Consider the following 17,088-nt stretch of genomic DNA (forward strand, 5'->3'; position numbering starts at 1 on the left):
ATGGCAGTTAGCCTGCTCTATTCTGCACGACGATGCCCCAACCCCCCTGCGTTCTGCACGATTCAAACGCCAAACCGGGTGCGGTAGTCGCTGGGGGTCAAGCCAGTAATCTTCTTGAAGAGTGCACGAAAAGCGCTGGGGTCCTGATAACCCACGGTCCAGGCGATGTGGTCGATCGTGCCGTTGGTGAACTCCAGCATCTGCCGCGCCTTGCCGACCCGCAGATGCTGGCAGTACTCGGTGGGTTTAAGCCCCGTCGCACTGCGAAAACGGCGCAAAAACGTGCGCTCTTCCAGGTTTGCCGCCTGCGCCATCGCCGCCACCGAAACATCCACTGCGCCACTGGCTTGCAGCCAATGCTGGACCTTCAGGATCGCACTGTCGCCATGCCTGAGGATCGGCGCAAAGTTGCTGCCGCACTGGCTGGCACTGTCGCGGTGTTCGATCACCAGAAAACGCGCAGTGTCGGCGGCGACACTGGGCCCCATCAGCCGGTCGACCAGGCGCAGGCCCAGTTCGGACCAGGCCATCAGCCCGGCGGTAGTGATCAGGTCGCCGTCATCGACGATGGGCTTATCCGCTTCCAGGCGCACTGCCGGGTAACGGGCCGCGAAGGACTCCGAGGACGACCAGTGAGCGGTGGCGCTACGCCCATCCAACAGACCGCTACGCGCCAACATGATCGAGCCAATGCACACACCGCCAAGCACCGTGCCGGCAGCATGCTGCTGGCGGATCCACTCCAGCAGTGCGGGCGGCGCCTGGTCTTCGGTGAACTCGCCAATCGACGGCGGTACCAGCAGAGCCATCATCGGTTGGGCCGGCGACGGGTGGCTGTCGAACACGCGCGCAGGCGTGCCGTGGGCGTCCACCTGCCAGTGGCTGACCCGCAGCAGCGGCAGTTGCGCAGATTGGTACTCGGCGGCGATGCGATTGGCGACCCCGAACAGGTCGGTCAGGCCATGCACGGCGGCCAGTTGCGCGCCCTGATAGATCAATACACCCAGTTCGAGCGTCGCGCGTTCCACGGCCATTGTCAGTTTTCCCCCTGTTATTGTCGGTGCGCCCAATTCTCAACCTCGGCGCCAGCTAAGATACTGGGCCCATCAACCCATCAGGAGGCAACATACATGGCCAAGCAAGCGCTCATCCTAATCGATATCCAGAACGACTACTTCCCTCAGGGCAAGTGGCCGCTTGACGGCGTAGAAGCCGCGGCGGACAGGGCGGCGCAGGTGCTACAGGCATTTCGACAGGCAGGCGATGCGGTGATTCATGTACGCCATGAGTTTGAAGGCGACGACGCGCCGTTCTTCACGCCCGGCTCCGACGGCGCCCGCTTGCACGACAAGGTGTTGAACGAGGGTGATGAACCGGTAGTGCTCAAGCATTTTGTGAATGCGTTTCGCCAAACCAACCTGCGCGAATTGCTGGAGCAGCGCAGCATCACCGATCTGGTGGTGGTCGGCAGCATGAGTCATATGTGTGTGGACGCCGTGGTGCGGGCGGCGGCGGACCTGGGCTATAAGGTCACGGTGATCCATGACGCTTGCGCTACTCGCGATCAGGAGTTCAACGGCCAGGTGATTCCAGCGGCGCAGGTGCATGGGGCGTACATGGCATCCCTGGCATTTGGCTATGCGGGCGTCATGTCGGCGCAGGAATACCTGCAGGCGCAAACGGCGGCCGCGTGACCGCCACTTACGCCGATCACTTTAGCGTGTCGCGATGATGAACAGACGCGGAAAGGGCAGCAACACAGTGCCATCGGCCAGGGCTGGATAAGCCTGGGCAATTCGCGCCTGGTATTGCTGCAGGAAGGCGGCCTTTTCATCGTCGGTCAACGGCGCAAGAAAGGGCCGCAATGCCGACGCCTTGAACCACTCCACCACCGCCGCATGATCCGCCAACGGGTGCTGATAGGTAGTGCGCCACACATCCACCGTACTGCAGTGCTTACTCAGCAACTCGTAGTAGTAACTCGCGGTGTGCCGCTCATTGTGTTTGACCGCGCCGATCTTCGCCGACCATGGGCCGTCGGCCGCCACTTCGCGGGCCAACCGGTGGGCGGGCTCGTCGAGATTGTCCGGGGTTTGCACCGCCAGCGTACCGCCAGGGTTCAGTTGTTTGACCAAGTGCGGGTATAGCGCGGCGTGGTCGGGCAGCCATTGCAGTGAGGCATTGGCCAGAATCACATCGAATTTTTGTGCTGGATTCCAGGCGCCGATATCTGCCAGTTCGAAGCTCAACGCCGGCAAGCGCTCGCGGGCGTCGGCCAGCATGTCGTCGGAGCTGTCCATGCCGGTGACTCGCGCTAGGGGAAAGCGCTCGGCCAGTACCGCTGTGGAGTTGCCCGGCCCGCAGCCCAAGTCGACGGCAGTGCGCACGTCGGTTTCGGGAATCGCCGCCACCAGGTCACGGACCGGGCGAGTGCGCTGTTGTTCGAACAGGGTGTACTGCTTGGCAGACCAGGTCATCGCTGCTTTCCTTCTTGTCAAAGAGGGCTACAGCCTAAATCTTGTGATCCTTGAGAACAAATGCCGCCAAGTGAGCACGCAACCGATCAAAACGCAGAGGGCTGAGGCTGCCATTGTTGCGCGGTGAGGGGGTTGTCCAGCTCCATCTGTATCAACTGGCCAACGGTTTGCCCGACCTTTTGCACGGCCATCTCGACCTTGCGGGTGGGTGGGTTGGCGAAGTTCAGCCGGATGCAATTACGGTATTTTCCCGCTGCCGAGAAAATATTGCCGTTGGCCACCTGCACATCCTGCGCTTCCAACAGCCGGTTGAGGGCGTAGGTATCGAACTCCCCGGGCAATTCGACCCACAGCGTAAAGCCGCCCTGAGGCTGGCTGACGCGGGTCCCCACCGGGAAATAGCGGTTGACCCACTCACTCATCAGATCGCCGTTGCGCTTGTATTGCTTGCGCATACGCCGCAGGTGCAACTGGTAATTACCCTTGGCGATAAATTCGGCCACGGCCAATTGCGGTTGGGTGACGGTGGCGCCAGAGCCGATGAACTTCATATGCAGCACCTGGGGCAGGTAACGCCCCGGAGCGATCCAGCCGACGCGCAGGCCAGGGGCCACGGTCTTGGAAAACGAACTGCACAACACCACGCGGTTGTCTTCATCGAAGGACTTGAGCGAGCGTGGCCGCGGATAGCGATGCGACAGATCACCGTAGATATCGTCTTCGATGATTGGCACGTCAAAGCGTTGGGCCATGCGGATCAGCTTGAGCTTGCGCTCGTCGGGCATGATGTAGCCCATGGGGTTGTTACAGTTGGCGGTCAATTGGATGACCTTGATCGGCCACTGCTCCAGGGCCATCTCAAGGGCTTCCAGGTTGATGCCGGTCACGGGGTCGCTGGGGATCTCCAGCGCCTTGAGACCGGCCGCCTTGAGGATCTGCATCATCCCGTAATAGCTCGGCGAGGCGATCGCCACGATATCGCCGGGCGCGCAAATCGCACGGATTGCGGTAGACAGGGCTTCCTGACAGCCACTGGTGACAATCAGGTCGGCCGGGGTCAGGCGAACACCCGCATCGATGGACAGCCGGGCGATCTGTTCGCGCAAGGCCAATACACCCTGGATGTGGCTGTATTGCAGGCTGGTGTTGTCGCTGCGCCGGCTGATACGGGCCATGGCGGTCAGCAGCGGCTTGAGGGTCGGCACGCTGATGTCCGGCATACCGCACCCCAGTTGCACGATACCGGCGCCTTGATCGAGGCGTATCAGTTCCTGGACCATGTCCCACTGGGAAATGTCCACCGGCCGCAGGATGGGTCGGCCCATCTGTGGCAAAGGTGCCACGCGCCGGTCCGACGGCACGAAATAGCCCGACTTGGGACGCGATACCGCCAACCCCGAACATTCCAATACACGGTAGGCCTGTTGCACGGTCGTCAGGCTGACGCCGTGCTCATGGCTGAGGGTGCGTACAGATGGCAACCGCTCACCGGGCCCGTACAGGCCCTGCTCGATGCGGCTGCTGATGAATTCGGCGAGGTTCAGGTAAAGAGTCATAGGCCCGACTGTAGCTTCTGATCTGTCGCTTAAGAAGTTACAGATTGGCCTTTTTTTGAAAAATTTTCAGCATAAAACCCCAATCTGTATTCAAAAGATTGAGTTCTGCTGTATCTGCAATACACGTCGTCGCCTTGGGATGATAGGTCCCATAACAGTGCACGAGACCTTTGACAAGGTTGGTACAAAGTAGTCACAAAATAGTAAAGCAGCACTGTACGCACCAAATTTTCAGAAATGCCCTACAAAGCAAGCACCTTACAAACCAACCAGGTGTTTGAATCTGCCCAGCGAATACCAAATGGATCAAGCGCTATGACGACAAGGACGACGCTCACACCGCAGATGGCCGAGTACGAACAGAAATTCACCGATGCCGGTGAAGTTCGATGGCTGCCCTATTTGATGTACTTCCACCCCACTGACCATGCTTCCCCCGTGGTCAATACCGATTCATCCGGCTTTCGCTACTCCGAGTCATTGGGTACCCGCTATTCGGTGGTCGACGGTATCAAGGGTAATGGCCCGGTACGCCTGTTGGCGGGCAGCTCCACCGTGTTCGGCATTGGCGCCAGCGCCGACAGCTGGACCCTTGCTTCGCGCCTCACGAAGAACGATCCCCGTGGCCAGCGCTGGATCAATTTCGGCGGCCGCAGCTTCAACTCTACCCAAGAGCTGGTGCTGTTCACCCTCAACCGGCACCACCTGCCCAAGGTGGATGAAATCGTGCTGTTCTCCGGTTTCAACAACCTTGGCCTGGCACGTCAGCCTCACGCCTATCGGGGCGAGCACGGCGCGTTTTTCAACTGCCATCAGTTTTTCGATGCCTTGACGCCACAGCAGCCGACCGCCAGCAACTGGAGCCTGTCGAATCTGTTCGGCAAGCCTCAGGAGCCCGAGCAACCCACGCCGCCGTCGATGCAGGAACAGATCGACTACGCCGCCAACCTGACCTTGCAGCACCTGGATATCTGGCGCGCCCTGGCCACCGACATGGGTGCGAAGCTGACGTTCATCCTGCAACCGCTCGCCGGCTGGGTCCGCGAGACCGGCAGCCATGAGGAAGAGCAACTGTTTGCCGAACTCGACCAACTCGGTAATTTCACCGAGGTGTATGGCGACATCCTGCAAACCTCGGTGCGCGAAGCCTACGCCCAGCGCTTGCGCGACGGGGCGCGGGCCATGGGGGTGGAGTTTGTCGACATCACGCCATTGCTGGCCGAGGCACTGGGCCCGCAAGACTGGCAGTTCGTCGACCGCATCCATTTCACCGATGCCGGCAACGACCTGGTTTCAAAACTTATTCTCGATGTCACCCGCTAAAAGGACTTGCACATGAAATCCATCAAGAAGTTTTTCCAGCGCCTGTTTGGAAAAAAGAAGAAGAAACCTGACTCCTCCATTTATCCGATGTTCTGACGCGGCACTGGAAGGTAATGGCTATGGATGGCTCGATTCCAACACGCATCCCCGCAGACGACAGGTGGCGCGAACTCTATCGTTTGGCGCTGGAGCCTGAATGTTTCCTGGATACGGAGTACCTCGACACCCTGCTGGGCAAAGACGTCGAGCCGGTGCAGTTGCCGCTGCTGTCACAGCGGATCGATGCGTGGCAGTCGGAACAGGCGTCGGCGTATGCCGGCGCCGCCACCGCCGCCGTCGAACAGCACAACGCTCGCGCTTTTGCCCAGGCATTGGCGGTTTATTCGGCACCGATGGCCTCGGTGCTCGGCTGCTGGCTGCAGGGCCTGAGCGCACCCGGGGTATTTGAAGACCCCGCGCAGCTGCGCCTGATGCAACTGTTTGCCCATGACATCGGCGTCGGCTACCCGAACGCCTCCCGCGGCCATCACTTCAACGCGTTGTTGGGCCAGCTACAGCTGACCACCTACGCCTTGGCGCCGGCGCAATTGGCGACCCTGCCGGACCTGCATGACGACGCGTTCGAACTGCCCGCGCTGTTGCTTGCCCTCAGCCGACGCAGCGATGCCTACGGTGATGAACTCTGCGGTGTCGATTGGGCCTTGCGCGCCGTCGGGCTTTGCCCGGGCTGGGCAGCCATGGGCCAGCTTGAAGGGCTGGCGCTGGAACTCGGCCGGCTGGATCTGAGCGCGTCATTCCCCGGCCTGGAACCGGCTTCGTTGCGCCATATCAGCCAATGGGTCGCGCACCGCATCATCGAGCAGGGCGAAGAGCGCCAGGCCCGTCTGCTACGCGGCGCCAACTGGCTGTTCGGCGCGCTGCAACGCTGGAATGCGCGGCTGTATAACGCCTCGCTGACCGCCACTTCGCCCCAACAGGCCATGGCGCATTTGATGCAGCGTCTGGCGCGGGTGGGCGCGGTGTATCACCAGAGTTACCTGATTGAAGGGCGCAGCCTGGCGCTGTGGATCGAAGAAGCGCAGCGCGACCCGTTGCCCCTGCTGGATGTGCTGTCGCGCAGCCGTTTGATCGTGCCGGGCAACTCGAAAAAAAGCCTGCTGGTCACCAGCCTGGTGGCGCCGACCGGGCGCATGTTCCGCATCTTCAGCGAGGCAGACTTGAGCGTAATTCGCCAGTGGATCGACTGGTTGCCCCAGGCTGGCGCCACGCCGCAACTGCCACGCCAGCCAGTCGACAGCGCCGCCACGGTGCCCCGCCCTGACTCAGCCAGCCCTGCCGACACCGGACACTGGCCCAAGAGCCTGCGCGAAGCCTATTTTGTCTTGCAGGGGCGTGCGCTGCAGCCGGCCACCCGCCAGTTTGCCCATGCCTATGTGAGCCGTTGGCTTGAGCGTTCGCGCCAGTCGCTGAAGACGTCCGAGCGCCAATTGCCCGACCAGTGGGGCCCCAATGTGCTGCGCGCCTGGTTGCTGGACAAGCATGACCAGAACGGCCAACAGTTCGATGACAGCGACCCGGCGCAAATGCCCAGCCGTGAAGAAATCATCGAGTCGACCCTGCAACTGGCGCCGCTGACGCTGATCGACGGTGCGTGGCTGCAAGGCTTTACCGACCTGGGGCTAGCGTCTTCCCACGTGGGCTACACCCTGTTCCAGACCTATTGGGATGAATTGGGCAACGGCATCGAGGCGCTCAATCATCCGAAAATTTATCGCGATGGCCTGCGTGACATGGATTTCGAACTGGCCCCCACCGGTAGCCGTGAATTCGCCGAAGACCCGCGCCTGGACGAAGACTCCTTCCGCCTGCCCGTGTATTGGCTGTGCCTGGGCAAACTGCCGATGACGTTCATGCCCGAAGTGCTCGGCATGAACCTGGCGATGGAGCTGTCCGGCGTGGGCGGCAGCTATCGTTCGGCGCGGCGCTTTTTACGGCACTACGGGTTCAGCACGGCGTTCGTCGACCTGCACAACACCATTGATAACGTGTCCACCGGACATTCGGCCTGGGCTGCCGATGCGATCGATGCGTACATGCGTGCGTTGACCAGTGCCGAGCAGGTCGCCGCGCAATGGCAGCGCGTGCGCGTGGGCTATGAGTCCCTGGCGCCGATGCCAGGCAAATGGGCCTCGATGTTGCGTCGCTTGCGCCTCTCATCGGCCGACCATGTACTCCCGCGCCCAACCCGCACAGCGGCTTCAAAAGGCTATCTGCATCACTTGCCGATCACGCGGCAGGTATTGCTGCAAACCCACGAACAATAACGCCACGAGGAGCAATTATGTCTTTGGTAGAAGTGCATAACGAATGGGACCCCCTCGAGGAAATGATCGTGGGTATTGCCCATGGCGCACGCGTGCCGCGGCCGGACAAGGGCCTGTTCGCCCTCGACTACAGCGAGCACCACGACTCGCCCAATGAGATTCCGTCAGGGCCTTACCCCGAACAACTGGTTGAAGAAGCACAGGAAGACCTGGACGCCTTTGCCGCCTTCCTGGTCGGCCATGGGGTGACCGTGCGCCGGCCCAAAGAGACTTATCACGCGGCACTGTTCGGCACCGGCGACTGGAAGACCGACGGCGAATACAACTACTGCCCAAGGGACGTTCTGCTGCCGATCGGCAAAACCATCATTGAAGCGCCGATGGCCTTGCGCAGCCGTTACTTCGAACCTTTTGCCTACCGCGAACACCTGCAGGCGTACTTCGCCAGCGGCGCCAACTGGATTTCCGCGCCCAAGCCGGAACTGCCCGACAGTACCTACCGGGTCAACCCGCGCGAGGGCTCGATCATCGCCAACGATGAGCCGATTTTCGATGCCGCCAACGTGCTGCGCATGGGCCGCGACATTCTTTACCTGGTGTCGCGCAGCGGTAACCGCATGGGCTACGAGTGGCTCAAGCGCGTGCTCGGCGACCAATACCGCGTGCACGCCCTCAGCGGGTTCTACGACGGTACGCACCTGGACACCACCATCACCCTGGTGCGTCCAGGGCTGGTGGTGTTGAACCCCGAACGCATCGGCAAGGATCAGGTGCCCGAAGTGTTCAAGCACTGGGACATCATCTGGGCCCCCGACATGGTGGACACCGGTTACTGCTGGTCGTACCCGCGTGCCTCTATCTGGCAGGGCATGAACTTCATCATGGTCAACCCGTCGCTGGCGGTGATCAATGACCAGCAAGTGCCGCTGATTCGCGCACTGGAAAAACACGGCATCGATGTGGCACCGCTGAAGATGCGCCACGCGCGCAGTCTGAGCGGCGGTTTCCATTGTGTGTCCGTGGACATTCGTCGACAGGGCACGCTGGAAGATTACCGTTGAGCAGGGCATGACCATGCAGGCACTGGATTACTACTCGATCGTGCTGTTCGTGATTGCCACCTGTGTCACGCCAGGCCCGAACAACGTGATGTTGATGTCGTCCGGGGCCAATTTCGGCATCGGCCGTACCTTGCGCCATGTGGCCGGTATCAACATCGGCTTTCCGCTGATGCTGGTGGCGGTCGGGTTGGGGGCCGGGGCGGTGTTCCGCCAGTACCCGTGGTTGCATGACGGCTTGCAGGTGGTCGGCGCGTTGTACCTGTTGTTCCTGGCGTATCAGATTGCCAGTGCCCCCACCACCGATCTGGGTGACCAATCAGGCAAGCCTTTGGGGTTCACCGCTGCGGCGCTGTTCCAGTGGGTCAACCCGAAAGCCTGGGTGATGGCGGTGGGCGCAGTGCTGGCCTACACCTCGCCCTTGGGCTCGTACACGGTGCAGGTGTTTCTGATTGCGCTGTTGTTTTTTGTATTCGGTTCACCGTGTTCGATGGTCTGGGTGTTTTTCGGGCAGTACCTGCGGCGCTTCCTGACCCAGCCACAACGTTTGAAGGCGTTCAATATCACCATGAGCCTGGTGCTCGTGGTGTCCTTGATCCCGGTTCTACGAAGCCTGCCATTCGCGCAATGGTGGTCTTGATACGCAGAGAAGGTTGCCTACACGCCAGCAGTTCGATTGGCGCAGGCGACTCCATGGATTGGCGGAATGTGATGAGGATGCACAGTTAAATGGCTAATTATGTTTTAGGGATTTCTGCCTTCTACCACGACAGTGCTGCCGCCCTGGTCAAGGACGGCGTGCCCGTCGCTGCCGCCCAGGAAGAGCGCTTCACTCGCGTGCGCCATGACCCGGCGTTCCCGGCCCAGGCGATTGCCTATTGCCTGGACGCCGAGGGCATCAGCCTGGATGACCTGGAGGCGGTGGTTTATTACGAAGACCCCCAGGAAAAATTCTCCCGGGTGATTTCGTCGTTTGCCAGCGGCGGCATCGGCGGCGCACGTACGTTCATCAATGCGATGCCGGAATGGATTCGCTGGAAGTGGAACGTGCTCAAGTTCGTCGACGAGCAACTCGAAATCCTGGGCCGGGGCAAGGCGCCGCGCACCCAGGCTTCCCAGCATCACCGCTCCCACGCGGCGGCGGCGTTTTACCCGTCACCGTTCAAGAACGCGGCGGTGTTGTGCATCGACGGCATCGGCGAATGGCATTCGACCACGATCTGGCACGGCCAGGGCACCAATCTTGAACTGAAAAACTCGATTTCCTACCCCCATTCGGTGGGTTTGCTGTATTCGGCCATGACCTACTATTGCGGGTTCAAGGTCGACTCAGGGGAATACAAGCTGATGGGCCTGGCGCCCTATGGCCAGCCGATCTACGCCGACAAGATTCGCGACGAGCTGATCAATATCCGCGAGGACGGCTCGTTCACCCTGAACATGAAGTACTTCGAGTACCTGCGCGGTGAGCGCATGGTCGGCGAAGCGTTTGAAGAGTTGTTCGGTGGGCCGATCCGTCAACCCGAAAGCCCGATCTCACAGCGCGAGTGCGACCTGGCCGCGTCGATTCAAAAAGTCACCGAGGAAGTGGTGCTTGGCCTGGCCACTGCCGCGGTCAAGCAGACCGGAGAGCGCAATCTGTGCCTGGCCGGTGGCGTAGCCTTGAACTGCGTGGCCAACGGCGTGCTCAGCCGCTCGGGGCGCTTTGATTCGATCTGGATCCAGCCGGCGGCCGGTGATGCCGGTTGCGCCCTGGGGGCGGCGTTGGACTTTGCCGTCAAGCACAGCGGTCGTCCGCACCTGGAAGGTGGCAAGTCTGATGCCATGAGCGGCAGCCTGCTGGGGCCGGGCTTTGGCGACGAAGAAATCGCCCGCTTCCTGCTGGAAAACCACTACCCCTTCACCCGCTATGACGACGCCGGGCTGTATGACCAGGTTGCCAGTCGCCTGGCCGAGGGCGCGGTGGTGGGCTGGTTCCAGGGGCGCATGGAGTTTGGCCCACGAGCCTTGGGCGCGCGTTCGATTCTCGGCGATGCACGCAACCCCGAGATGCAGCGCACCATGAACCTGAAGATCAAATACCGCGAGTCGTTCCGCCCGTTTGCCCCGGCCGTGCTGGCCGAGGACGCCGGCAACTATTTCGATATCTGCGAAAAAAGCCCTTACATGCTGATGGTCGCGCCGGTCACCGACTCGATCAAATCCCAGCAGTCGCGGCAAGAAGGCGGCCCGGAGCGCGGGCTGGGCAGTATCAACAATATTCGCTCGCAATTGCCGGCGGTGACCCACGTCGACCTGTCGGCACGGGTGCAAACGGTGACCGAGGAAAACAACGCACCGTTCACCTACCTGCTGCGCAGTTTCAAGGAACGCACGGGGTGCTCGGTGCTGGTCAATACCTCGTTCAACGTGCGCGGTGAGCCCATCGTGTGCAAACCCGAGGAAGCGTACGCCTGCTTCATGCGCACCGAAATGGACGTACTGGTTTTGGGCCGTTACGTGCTGGAACGCCCCGGCCAACCGGCCTTCGTCGAGGCTGTGGACTGGCGCAGCGAGATCCCGCTGGATTGATCCTTACCTTTAACTCAATGGAGCTTTTACCGTGCTGAGATTTCTTGCGTTTCTGATGTTTATCGTCGTGTTGCTGCCCATCGGGCTGACGCGTTCGGTGTTTCACTCTTCCCGTTTCGGCCGGCGCTTTCACCAGGCGCCGACAGCCTGGGATCACGCTGTGAGTAAACGGTAACGCCCATTGCCTGAGGAACTGCGCCCATGTCAAAAGTGATCTACAAGAACCTCAACAGCTCACCGATCCTGGCGGTCGGCGGGAGTGGGGTTTGGCTTGAGGATGCAACGGGCAAACGCTACCTCGACACCTGCGGCGGTGTCGCAGTGTCGAGCCTGGGCCATGGGCACCCGCGGATCGCCGCGGCATTCGAGCGCGAAGCGAAGAAACTGGCCTGGGCCCATGCGGGCAGCTTCACCACCGCTGCCGCCGAGGAGCTCGCTGAGCGCCTGGTGGCAGCCAGTGGCGGCCTGGCGCGTGCGCAGTTCTTGTCCGGCGGCTCGGAGGTGATGGAGCTGGCGATGAAAATCGCTTACCAGTACCAGTGCGAGCGCGGCTTGCCCGACAAATCAGTGTTCATTTCCCGCCAACAGAGCTATCACGGCAGCACACTGGGCACCTTGAGCATCTCCGGCAACCCGCAGCGCCAGTCGGTATTCGGTCGACTATTTGCACCCGCCGAGTTCGTCTCCCCCTGCTACGCCTACCGTGATCAACGGCCCGACGAAAGCCAGGAGCAGTACGCCACGCGCCTGGCCGATGAACTGGACGCCAAGATTCGTAGCCTGGGCAGTGAGAACGTCGCGGCGTTCTTTGCCGAGACCGTAGTGGGCTCCACCAACGGCGCGGTGCCTGCGGTGCCCGGTTATTTTCGCAAGATCAAGGCGGTGTGCGAGCGCCACGATGTGCTGCTGGTCCTTGATGAGGTGATGGCCGGCATGGGGCGTACCGGGCAGCTGTTCGCCTATACCGACGACGGCATCGTGCCGGACATGGTCGCGGTCGGCAAAGGCCTGGCGGCGGGTTACATGCCGATCTCGGCGCTGTTGATCAGTGACCGGGTGCATTCGGTGATGGCCCGTGGCTCGGGTGTACTGGGCAACGGCCAAACCCATGTCAACCACCCGCTGGCCTGCGCCATTGCCCTGGAGGTACAGCAAGTCATCGTCGAAGAAGACCTGCTGACGCAAGTGCGCCAACGGGGTGAGCAACTGCGCACCTGGCTCAGGGAAAGCCTGGCTGACCTGGATATCGTTGGCGATGTGCGCGGGCGCGGATTGTTCGTGGGCGTCGAGTTTGTCGAGAGCCGTTCCACCAAGGCGCCATTCAGAGGCGGCGGCGCCTATGCCGCGGCCCTCAAGCAAGAGGCGCTGCAACGCGGCCTGCTGATTTATCCCGGCAGCGGCACAGTGCAAGGCACACAAGGCAATCATGTGCTGTTCGCACCGCCGTTTATCACCAGCGAAGGGGAACTGGGGCAAATGGTCGAGCGCTTCAATGCAGTGGTCAGGGCTGTCGCCTACTAGCGATCGAGCGGGCTTACCGGGGGACGGTCGTTGTCACCCACATTAGCTGGAAAGGGAGAAATGAAGATGCAGACGATCGAACCATGCAAGGACAAAGTCCTGCTGTCGGTGTGCACTATGGACTGGTGTGATCACGGCGTGGAATTCGCCAAGACCGTGTTCTCCAACCTCGAGGTGTTTTGCTGGGACCCGGGCGATCCCTACCCTTATCACCTGGATGATTGGGAAGGCGACTGGATCATCTCCTACCGTGGCGACTTCATCTTCCCGCAGAGCATCTACAAGAATGCCCGCAAAGGCGCGATCAACCTGCACCCGGCGCCCCCCAAATATCGGGGCCTGGGCAGCCAGCATTACGCGATCTACTACAACGATGAAACCTACGGTTCGACCTGCCATCACCTGGCCCCTTCGGTGGACAGCGGGCAGATCATCGATGTGGCGCGCTTCAACGTCGCGCCCGCCGAGACGGCTTCCTCGCTGCGCCTGCACGTGGGCGCCTATTGCCTGCAGCAGTTCATTCACCTGCTCACCGACTACATCCTGCAGGGGCGGCCATTGCCGGTTTCGCCGGAAAATTGGGGCGAGCGCCTGTACAAGCAATCGGAACTCAAGCCCTGGATGGAGAAGATTCGCGCCCAAGAGCCGGATCATCGTTGCTTCAAGTAGCTTTTTTGACCATCACTTCAAGCCGCGGTGGCTTGGGGTGCTCACTGCGCGCTGGCGCCACGGGTATGAGTGCACCTATGTTTGAGTTTTCAAGTTTTGCAGCGGCACTGGGGGTCTACGTGATCGGCACCGCCAGCCCGGGCCCAGGCAACCTGGCCATCGCCAACACCTCCTTGAACTACGGGCGCACACCGGGCCTGGCGCTGGCGGCGGGGGTTATTTCCGGGTCGTTGTGCTGGGGCGCGATGACCGCTGCCGGCGTGTCGGCGCTGTTAATGTCCAACACCCAGATCATCCTGTGGCTGAAGGTGTTCGGCGCCTGCTACCTGTTCTTCCTGGCCTGGAAGTCGGTGCGCAGTGCGCTGGCGCATAACGCCACGACGGTGGCCAAAGCGCGAGCAAAACAGACGCGCAACCTGGGCTTCTATCTACAAGGGTTGGGCATTCACCTGACCAACCCCAAGGCGGCCTTGACCTGGTTCACCGTGACCACAGTGGGGCTGAGCGTCAACGCACCGGCATGGGCGAGTTTTGTGCTGGTGGCGGCCTGTGCGTTGTTGGGTTTCCTGATTTTCTGCACCTACGCCCTGGCGTTTTCCGCCCATTCGGCAGAACCTTTTTTTGCCCGGACCCGCAAGTCCTTCGGGCTGATTTGCGCAGCGTTCTACTCGATGGTTGCCATCGGCTTTCTCAGTTCGTTGCTCTGACTCCAACTTTAAGTGGCCTCCGTACACCTGTAACCGCGAAACCCGAGTGGCAGGTGACGTGCTAAGGCCCGTTCCAGGAAAAAACCATGTCCTTGTCGTTTGATTTGATGCTGGCGTTTGCTTTATTTGCGTTTGTCACGTCCGTCACCCCGGGCCCCAATAACGCCATGCTGCTGGCCTCAGGGGTTAATTTCGGCTTCCAGCGCACCATCCCGCATATCCTGGGCATCAGCTCCGGATTCCTGGTGCTGGTATTGGCGGTGGGGCTTGGGCTGGGCGCGGCGTTTACCGCCTATCCGGTGCTCTACACCATCCTGCGCTACGCGGGCGCGGCTTACTTGCTGTACCTGGCGTGGAACATCGCCCGTTCGGGCCCGGCATCCGAAGACACTGAAGGTAAAGGCAAGCCTCTGGGGTTCTGGGGCGCGGCGGCGTTTCAATGGGTCAATCCCAAGGCGTGGGTGATGGCAATCGGTGCAATCAGCACCTACACACCGTTGCAGGGCTACACCATGAACGTGGTGATCATCGCTACGGTGTTCGCCCTGATCAATGCGCCGAGCGTGGGGGTTTGGGCAGGATTCGGCAGTGTGTTGCGCAACGTGCTGCGCAACCCGCGCTGGTTACGCGTGTTCAACTTCGGCATGGCGGCGTTGCTGGTGATATCGCTGTATCCGTTGCTGCAGCAGACGAGCTGAGTTCCGGCGCTGTATTTTTTGCACCACCAAGATCTGCGCTCATAAAAAAAGCGAAGCCAAATCAATGGCTTCGCTTTTTTGGATTACGTTCTGAAAAGCTGAGGGTCAGAACGGAATATCGTCATCAAAGCTGTCGAAATCCTGAGCCGGTTGCGGCGCAGCCTGTTGTGGCGCTGGACGCGACTCACGCTGTGGCTGCTGGGTTGGCTGTGGACGCGACTGCTGTGGACGCGGTGCCGAGTTGGACATGCCGCCCTGGCCCTGTTGGTCGCCCTGTGGACGGCCGCCCAGCAATTGCATGGTGCCTTGCATGTCGACCACGATTTCGGTGGTGTAACGCTTGATGCCGTCTTTTTCCCACTCGCGGGTTTGCAGTTTGCCTTCGATGTAGACCTGCGAACCTTTGCGCAGATATTCGCCGGCAATCTCAGCGACCTTGCCGAACATCGACACGCGGTGCCATTCGGTTTTCTCGACCTTCTGGCCGGTCTGCTTGTCGGTCCACTGTTCGCTGGTCGCCAGACTCAGGTTGGTCACGGCATTACCGTTAGGCAAGTAGCGAACTTCGGGATCCTGGCCGCAAGTACCGACCAATATGACTTTGTTAACCCCACGGGCCATAACGTTCTCCTAGGCTGGGCGCGCTGTCGGCACTGGGTTGACCAGTTGCTCGAGCGTCGCGCGATCCAATAATTCGGTGTCCAATTTGATGTAAATGGCCGCCTCTTCAGCGACCACGACTGCATCCGTTACCCCTACGACGGCCTTCAGGCGCTCTACCAGACCAGCCTCGCGGATCGCCTCGGGCGATAGCGGCAAACGCAGACTTGTGACGTAGGGAGGTTCGCGCATGGTAACAGCAAAGACCAGCCAAAGTGCAGCCAGCCCGGCGCATCCGAGGAAGACAACCGACAAACCGCCATGCTGGAACATCCAGCCACCCATGATGCCGCCCAACGCCGAGCCAAGGAACTGGCTGGTGGAGTACACCCCCATCGCCGTGCCCTTGCCGCCAGCCGGTGAAACTTTACTGATCAGCGACGGCAGCGAAGCTTCCAGCAGGTTGAACGCGGTGAAAAACACCACCGTACCGATGACCAGTGCCCGCAGGCTATCGCCGAACTGCCAGAAGAATAGTTCAGTGAGCATCAATGTCGCGACGGCGCCGAGTAAAACTCGTTTCATTTTGCGTTTCTTCTCGCCATAGATGATGAACGGGATCATGGCGAAGAACGAAATCAGCAGCGCGGTGAGGTAGACCCACCAATGCTGCTCCTTGGGCAGGCCGGCTTTTTCCACCAGGGCCAGGGGCAAGGCGACGAAGCTGCACATCAGCATTGCGTGTAATACGAAGATACCTAAATCCAGGCGCAGCAGGTCCGGGTGCTTGAGCGTCGGCAGCAGCGCCTGACGTGCGACGCCCGATTCTCGGTGCTGCAGCGTGCCGGTAGAGCGCGGCACCATAAAGGCTACGATCACAATCCCGACCAGGGCCAGGCCGCCAGTGGCCAGAAACAACCCGTGCAGACCAAAAGCGCTCGTCAGCAACGGGCCGACCACCATGGCCACGGCGAACGACAGACCGATGGTCATGCCGATCATGGCCATGGCCTTGGTGCGGTGCTGTTCTCGGGTCAGGTCCGACAGTAAGGCCATGACCGCGGCGGAAATCGCCCCGGCGCCTTGCAGGATGCGTCCGGCAATCACGCCCCAGATTGAATCGGACTGGGCCGCAAGCACACTGCCAAGGGCGAACACGATCAAGCCAAGATAAATCACCGGGCGACGGCCAATGCGGTCGGAAATAATCCCGAACGGGATCTGAAAAATCGCCTGGGTCAGGCCATAGGCGCCAATCGCCAGGCCGATCAACGCGGGGGTAGCGCCTGCGAGATCCATTCCATAGGTCGCCAGCACCGGCAACACCATAAACATGCCCAGCATACGGAAGGCGAACACCAGGGCCAGACCGCTTGCCGCTCGGGTCTCGCCGCTACTCATGCGTTCGCTGTGGGGATCGTGCATGGAAAAACCTCGTGTGAACCGGCGGCGATTCTACCAGTCCCATCGATTGAGAGGGTATATGCGGCGCTTTGCCGCGCAGCTTTCATCTAAGGCTGCAAGCGGCCTTTTGACAGTGTATATTCATCCAGTCTTTAGCCGTATACTCCGGCATTATTTACG

Annotated in this window: 16 protein-coding genes; 11 read left to right on the plus strand and 5 right to left on the minus strand. The window is 60.8% G+C overall.

The window, feature by feature from the left end; translation table 11 throughout:
* Nucleotides 1-62: 62 nt before the first annotated feature.
* The gene (locus tag LJX92_RS23780; protein ID WP_228309036.1) at nucleotides 63-1,034 is read right to left on the minus strand and encodes a GlxA family transcriptional regulator; all 972 of its coding nucleotides are present in this window, start codon (nucleotides 1,032-1,034) and stop codon (nucleotides 63-65) included.
* Between the two features lie 96 nt (nucleotides 1,035-1,130).
* On the opposite strand from LJX92_RS23780, the gene LJX92_RS23785 reads away from it, so the two are divergent.
* Nucleotides 1,131-1,694 carry a cysteine hydrolase family protein gene (locus LJX92_RS23785; RefSeq protein WP_032879223.1) on the plus strand — a complete coding sequence of 188 codons (564 nt, stop codon included), beginning with the start codon at nucleotides 1,131-1,133 and terminating at the stop codon, nucleotides 1,692-1,694.
* Between the two features lie 21 nt (nucleotides 1,695-1,715).
* On the opposite strand, the gene tam is transcribed toward LJX92_RS23785, so the two are convergent.
* The gene (gene tam, locus LJX92_RS23790) at nucleotides 1,716-2,477 is read right to left on the minus strand and encodes a trans-aconitate 2-methyltransferase (protein ID WP_223018187.1); all 762 of its coding nucleotides are present in this window, start codon (nucleotides 2,475-2,477) and stop codon (nucleotides 1,716-1,718) included.
* An 86-nt stretch (nucleotides 2,478-2,563) separates the two neighbouring features.
* On the minus strand, nucleotides 2,564-4,033 hold the full coding sequence (locus LJX92_RS23795; protein WP_148853977.1) for a PLP-dependent aminotransferase family protein: 1,470 nt from the start codon (nucleotides 4,031-4,033) through the stop codon (nucleotides 2,564-2,566).
* Between the two features lie 315 nt (nucleotides 4,034-4,348).
* Between LJX92_RS23795 and LJX92_RS23800 the strand changes: the two genes are divergently transcribed.
* From LJX92_RS23800 to LJX92_RS23845, 10 genes are all read left to right on the plus strand, one after another.
* Nucleotides 4,349-5,356 carry an SGNH/GDSL hydrolase family protein gene (locus LJX92_RS23800; protein ID WP_032879218.1) on the plus strand — a complete coding sequence of 336 codons (1,008 nt, stop codon included), beginning with the start codon at nucleotides 4,349-4,351 and terminating at the stop codon, nucleotides 5,354-5,356.
* A 119-nt stretch (nucleotides 5,357-5,475) separates the two neighbouring features.
* Complete coding sequence (locus LJX92_RS23805) at nucleotides 5,476-7,680, plus strand: iron-containing redox enzyme family protein (RefSeq protein ID WP_223018186.1); 2,205 nt, start codon at nucleotides 5,476-5,478, stop codon at nucleotides 7,678-7,680.
* A 17-nt stretch (nucleotides 7,681-7,697) separates the two neighbouring features.
* A complete protein-coding gene (locus tag LJX92_RS23810) occupies nucleotides 7,698-8,741 on the plus strand; it encodes a hypothetical protein (protein WP_005791891.1) in 1,044 nt (347 codons plus the stop codon).
* 13 nt (nucleotides 8,742-8,754) lie between these two features.
* Nucleotides 8,755-9,378, plus strand: coding sequence for a LysE family translocator (locus LJX92_RS23815; protein ID WP_032881200.1), 624 nt, complete (start codon nucleotides 8,755-8,757; stop codon nucleotides 9,376-9,378).
* 89 nt (nucleotides 9,379-9,467) lie between these two features.
* Nucleotides 9,468-11,309, plus strand: coding sequence for a carbamoyltransferase (locus tag LJX92_RS23820; RefSeq protein ID WP_005791895.1), 1,842 nt, complete (start codon nucleotides 9,468-9,470; stop codon nucleotides 11,307-11,309).
* Between the two features lie 31 nt (nucleotides 11,310-11,340).
* Entirely contained in the window at nucleotides 11,341-11,484 is a 144-nt protein-coding gene (locus LJX92_RS23825) for a hypothetical protein (protein WP_005791897.1), read from the plus strand.
* Between the two features lie 26 nt (nucleotides 11,485-11,510).
* Nucleotides 11,511-12,830: an aspartate aminotransferase family protein gene (locus LJX92_RS23830; RefSeq protein WP_078822461.1), complete on the plus strand. Its 1,320-nt coding sequence runs from the start codon at nucleotides 11,511-11,513 to the stop codon at nucleotides 12,828-12,830.
* Between the two features lie 66 nt (nucleotides 12,831-12,896).
* Nucleotides 12,897-13,499 (plus strand): formyltransferase family protein, encoded by a 603-nt coding sequence (locus tag LJX92_RS23835; RefSeq protein WP_005791900.1) that lies wholly within the window; start codon nucleotides 12,897-12,899, stop codon nucleotides 13,497-13,499.
* Between the two features lie 77 nt (nucleotides 13,500-13,576).
* Complete coding sequence (locus LJX92_RS23840) at nucleotides 13,577-14,206, plus strand: LysE family translocator (protein WP_005791901.1); 630 nt, start codon at nucleotides 13,577-13,579, stop codon at nucleotides 14,204-14,206.
* A gap of 86 nt (nucleotides 14,207-14,292) precedes the next feature.
* Nucleotides 14,293-14,904, plus strand: a complete 612-nt coding sequence (locus tag LJX92_RS23845) for a LysE family translocator (protein ID WP_032879215.1) — start codon at nucleotides 14,293-14,295, stop codon at nucleotides 14,902-14,904.
* Nucleotides 14,905-15,009: 105 nt separating this feature from the next.
* On the opposite strand, the gene LJX92_RS23850 is transcribed toward LJX92_RS23845, so the two are convergent.
* Both LJX92_RS23850 and LJX92_RS23855 read right to left on the minus strand, forming a co-directional pair.
* Nucleotides 15,010-15,525 (minus strand): single-stranded DNA-binding protein, encoded by a 516-nt coding sequence (locus tag LJX92_RS23850; protein ID WP_005791904.1) that lies wholly within the window; start codon nucleotides 15,523-15,525, stop codon nucleotides 15,010-15,012.
* Between the two features lie 9 nt (nucleotides 15,526-15,534).
* Nucleotides 15,535-16,929 (minus strand): MFS transporter, encoded by a 1,395-nt coding sequence (locus tag LJX92_RS23855; RefSeq protein ID WP_005791905.1) that lies wholly within the window; start codon nucleotides 16,927-16,929, stop codon nucleotides 15,535-15,537.
* Nucleotides 16,930-17,088: the final 159 nt, after the last annotated feature.

It is taken from the genome of Pseudomonas sp. HN8-3, from assembly GCF_020790195.1.
In the GTDB taxonomy this organism is placed as follows: domain Bacteria; phylum Pseudomonadota; class Gammaproteobacteria; order Pseudomonadales; family Pseudomonadaceae; genus Aquipseudomonas; species Aquipseudomonas synxantha_A.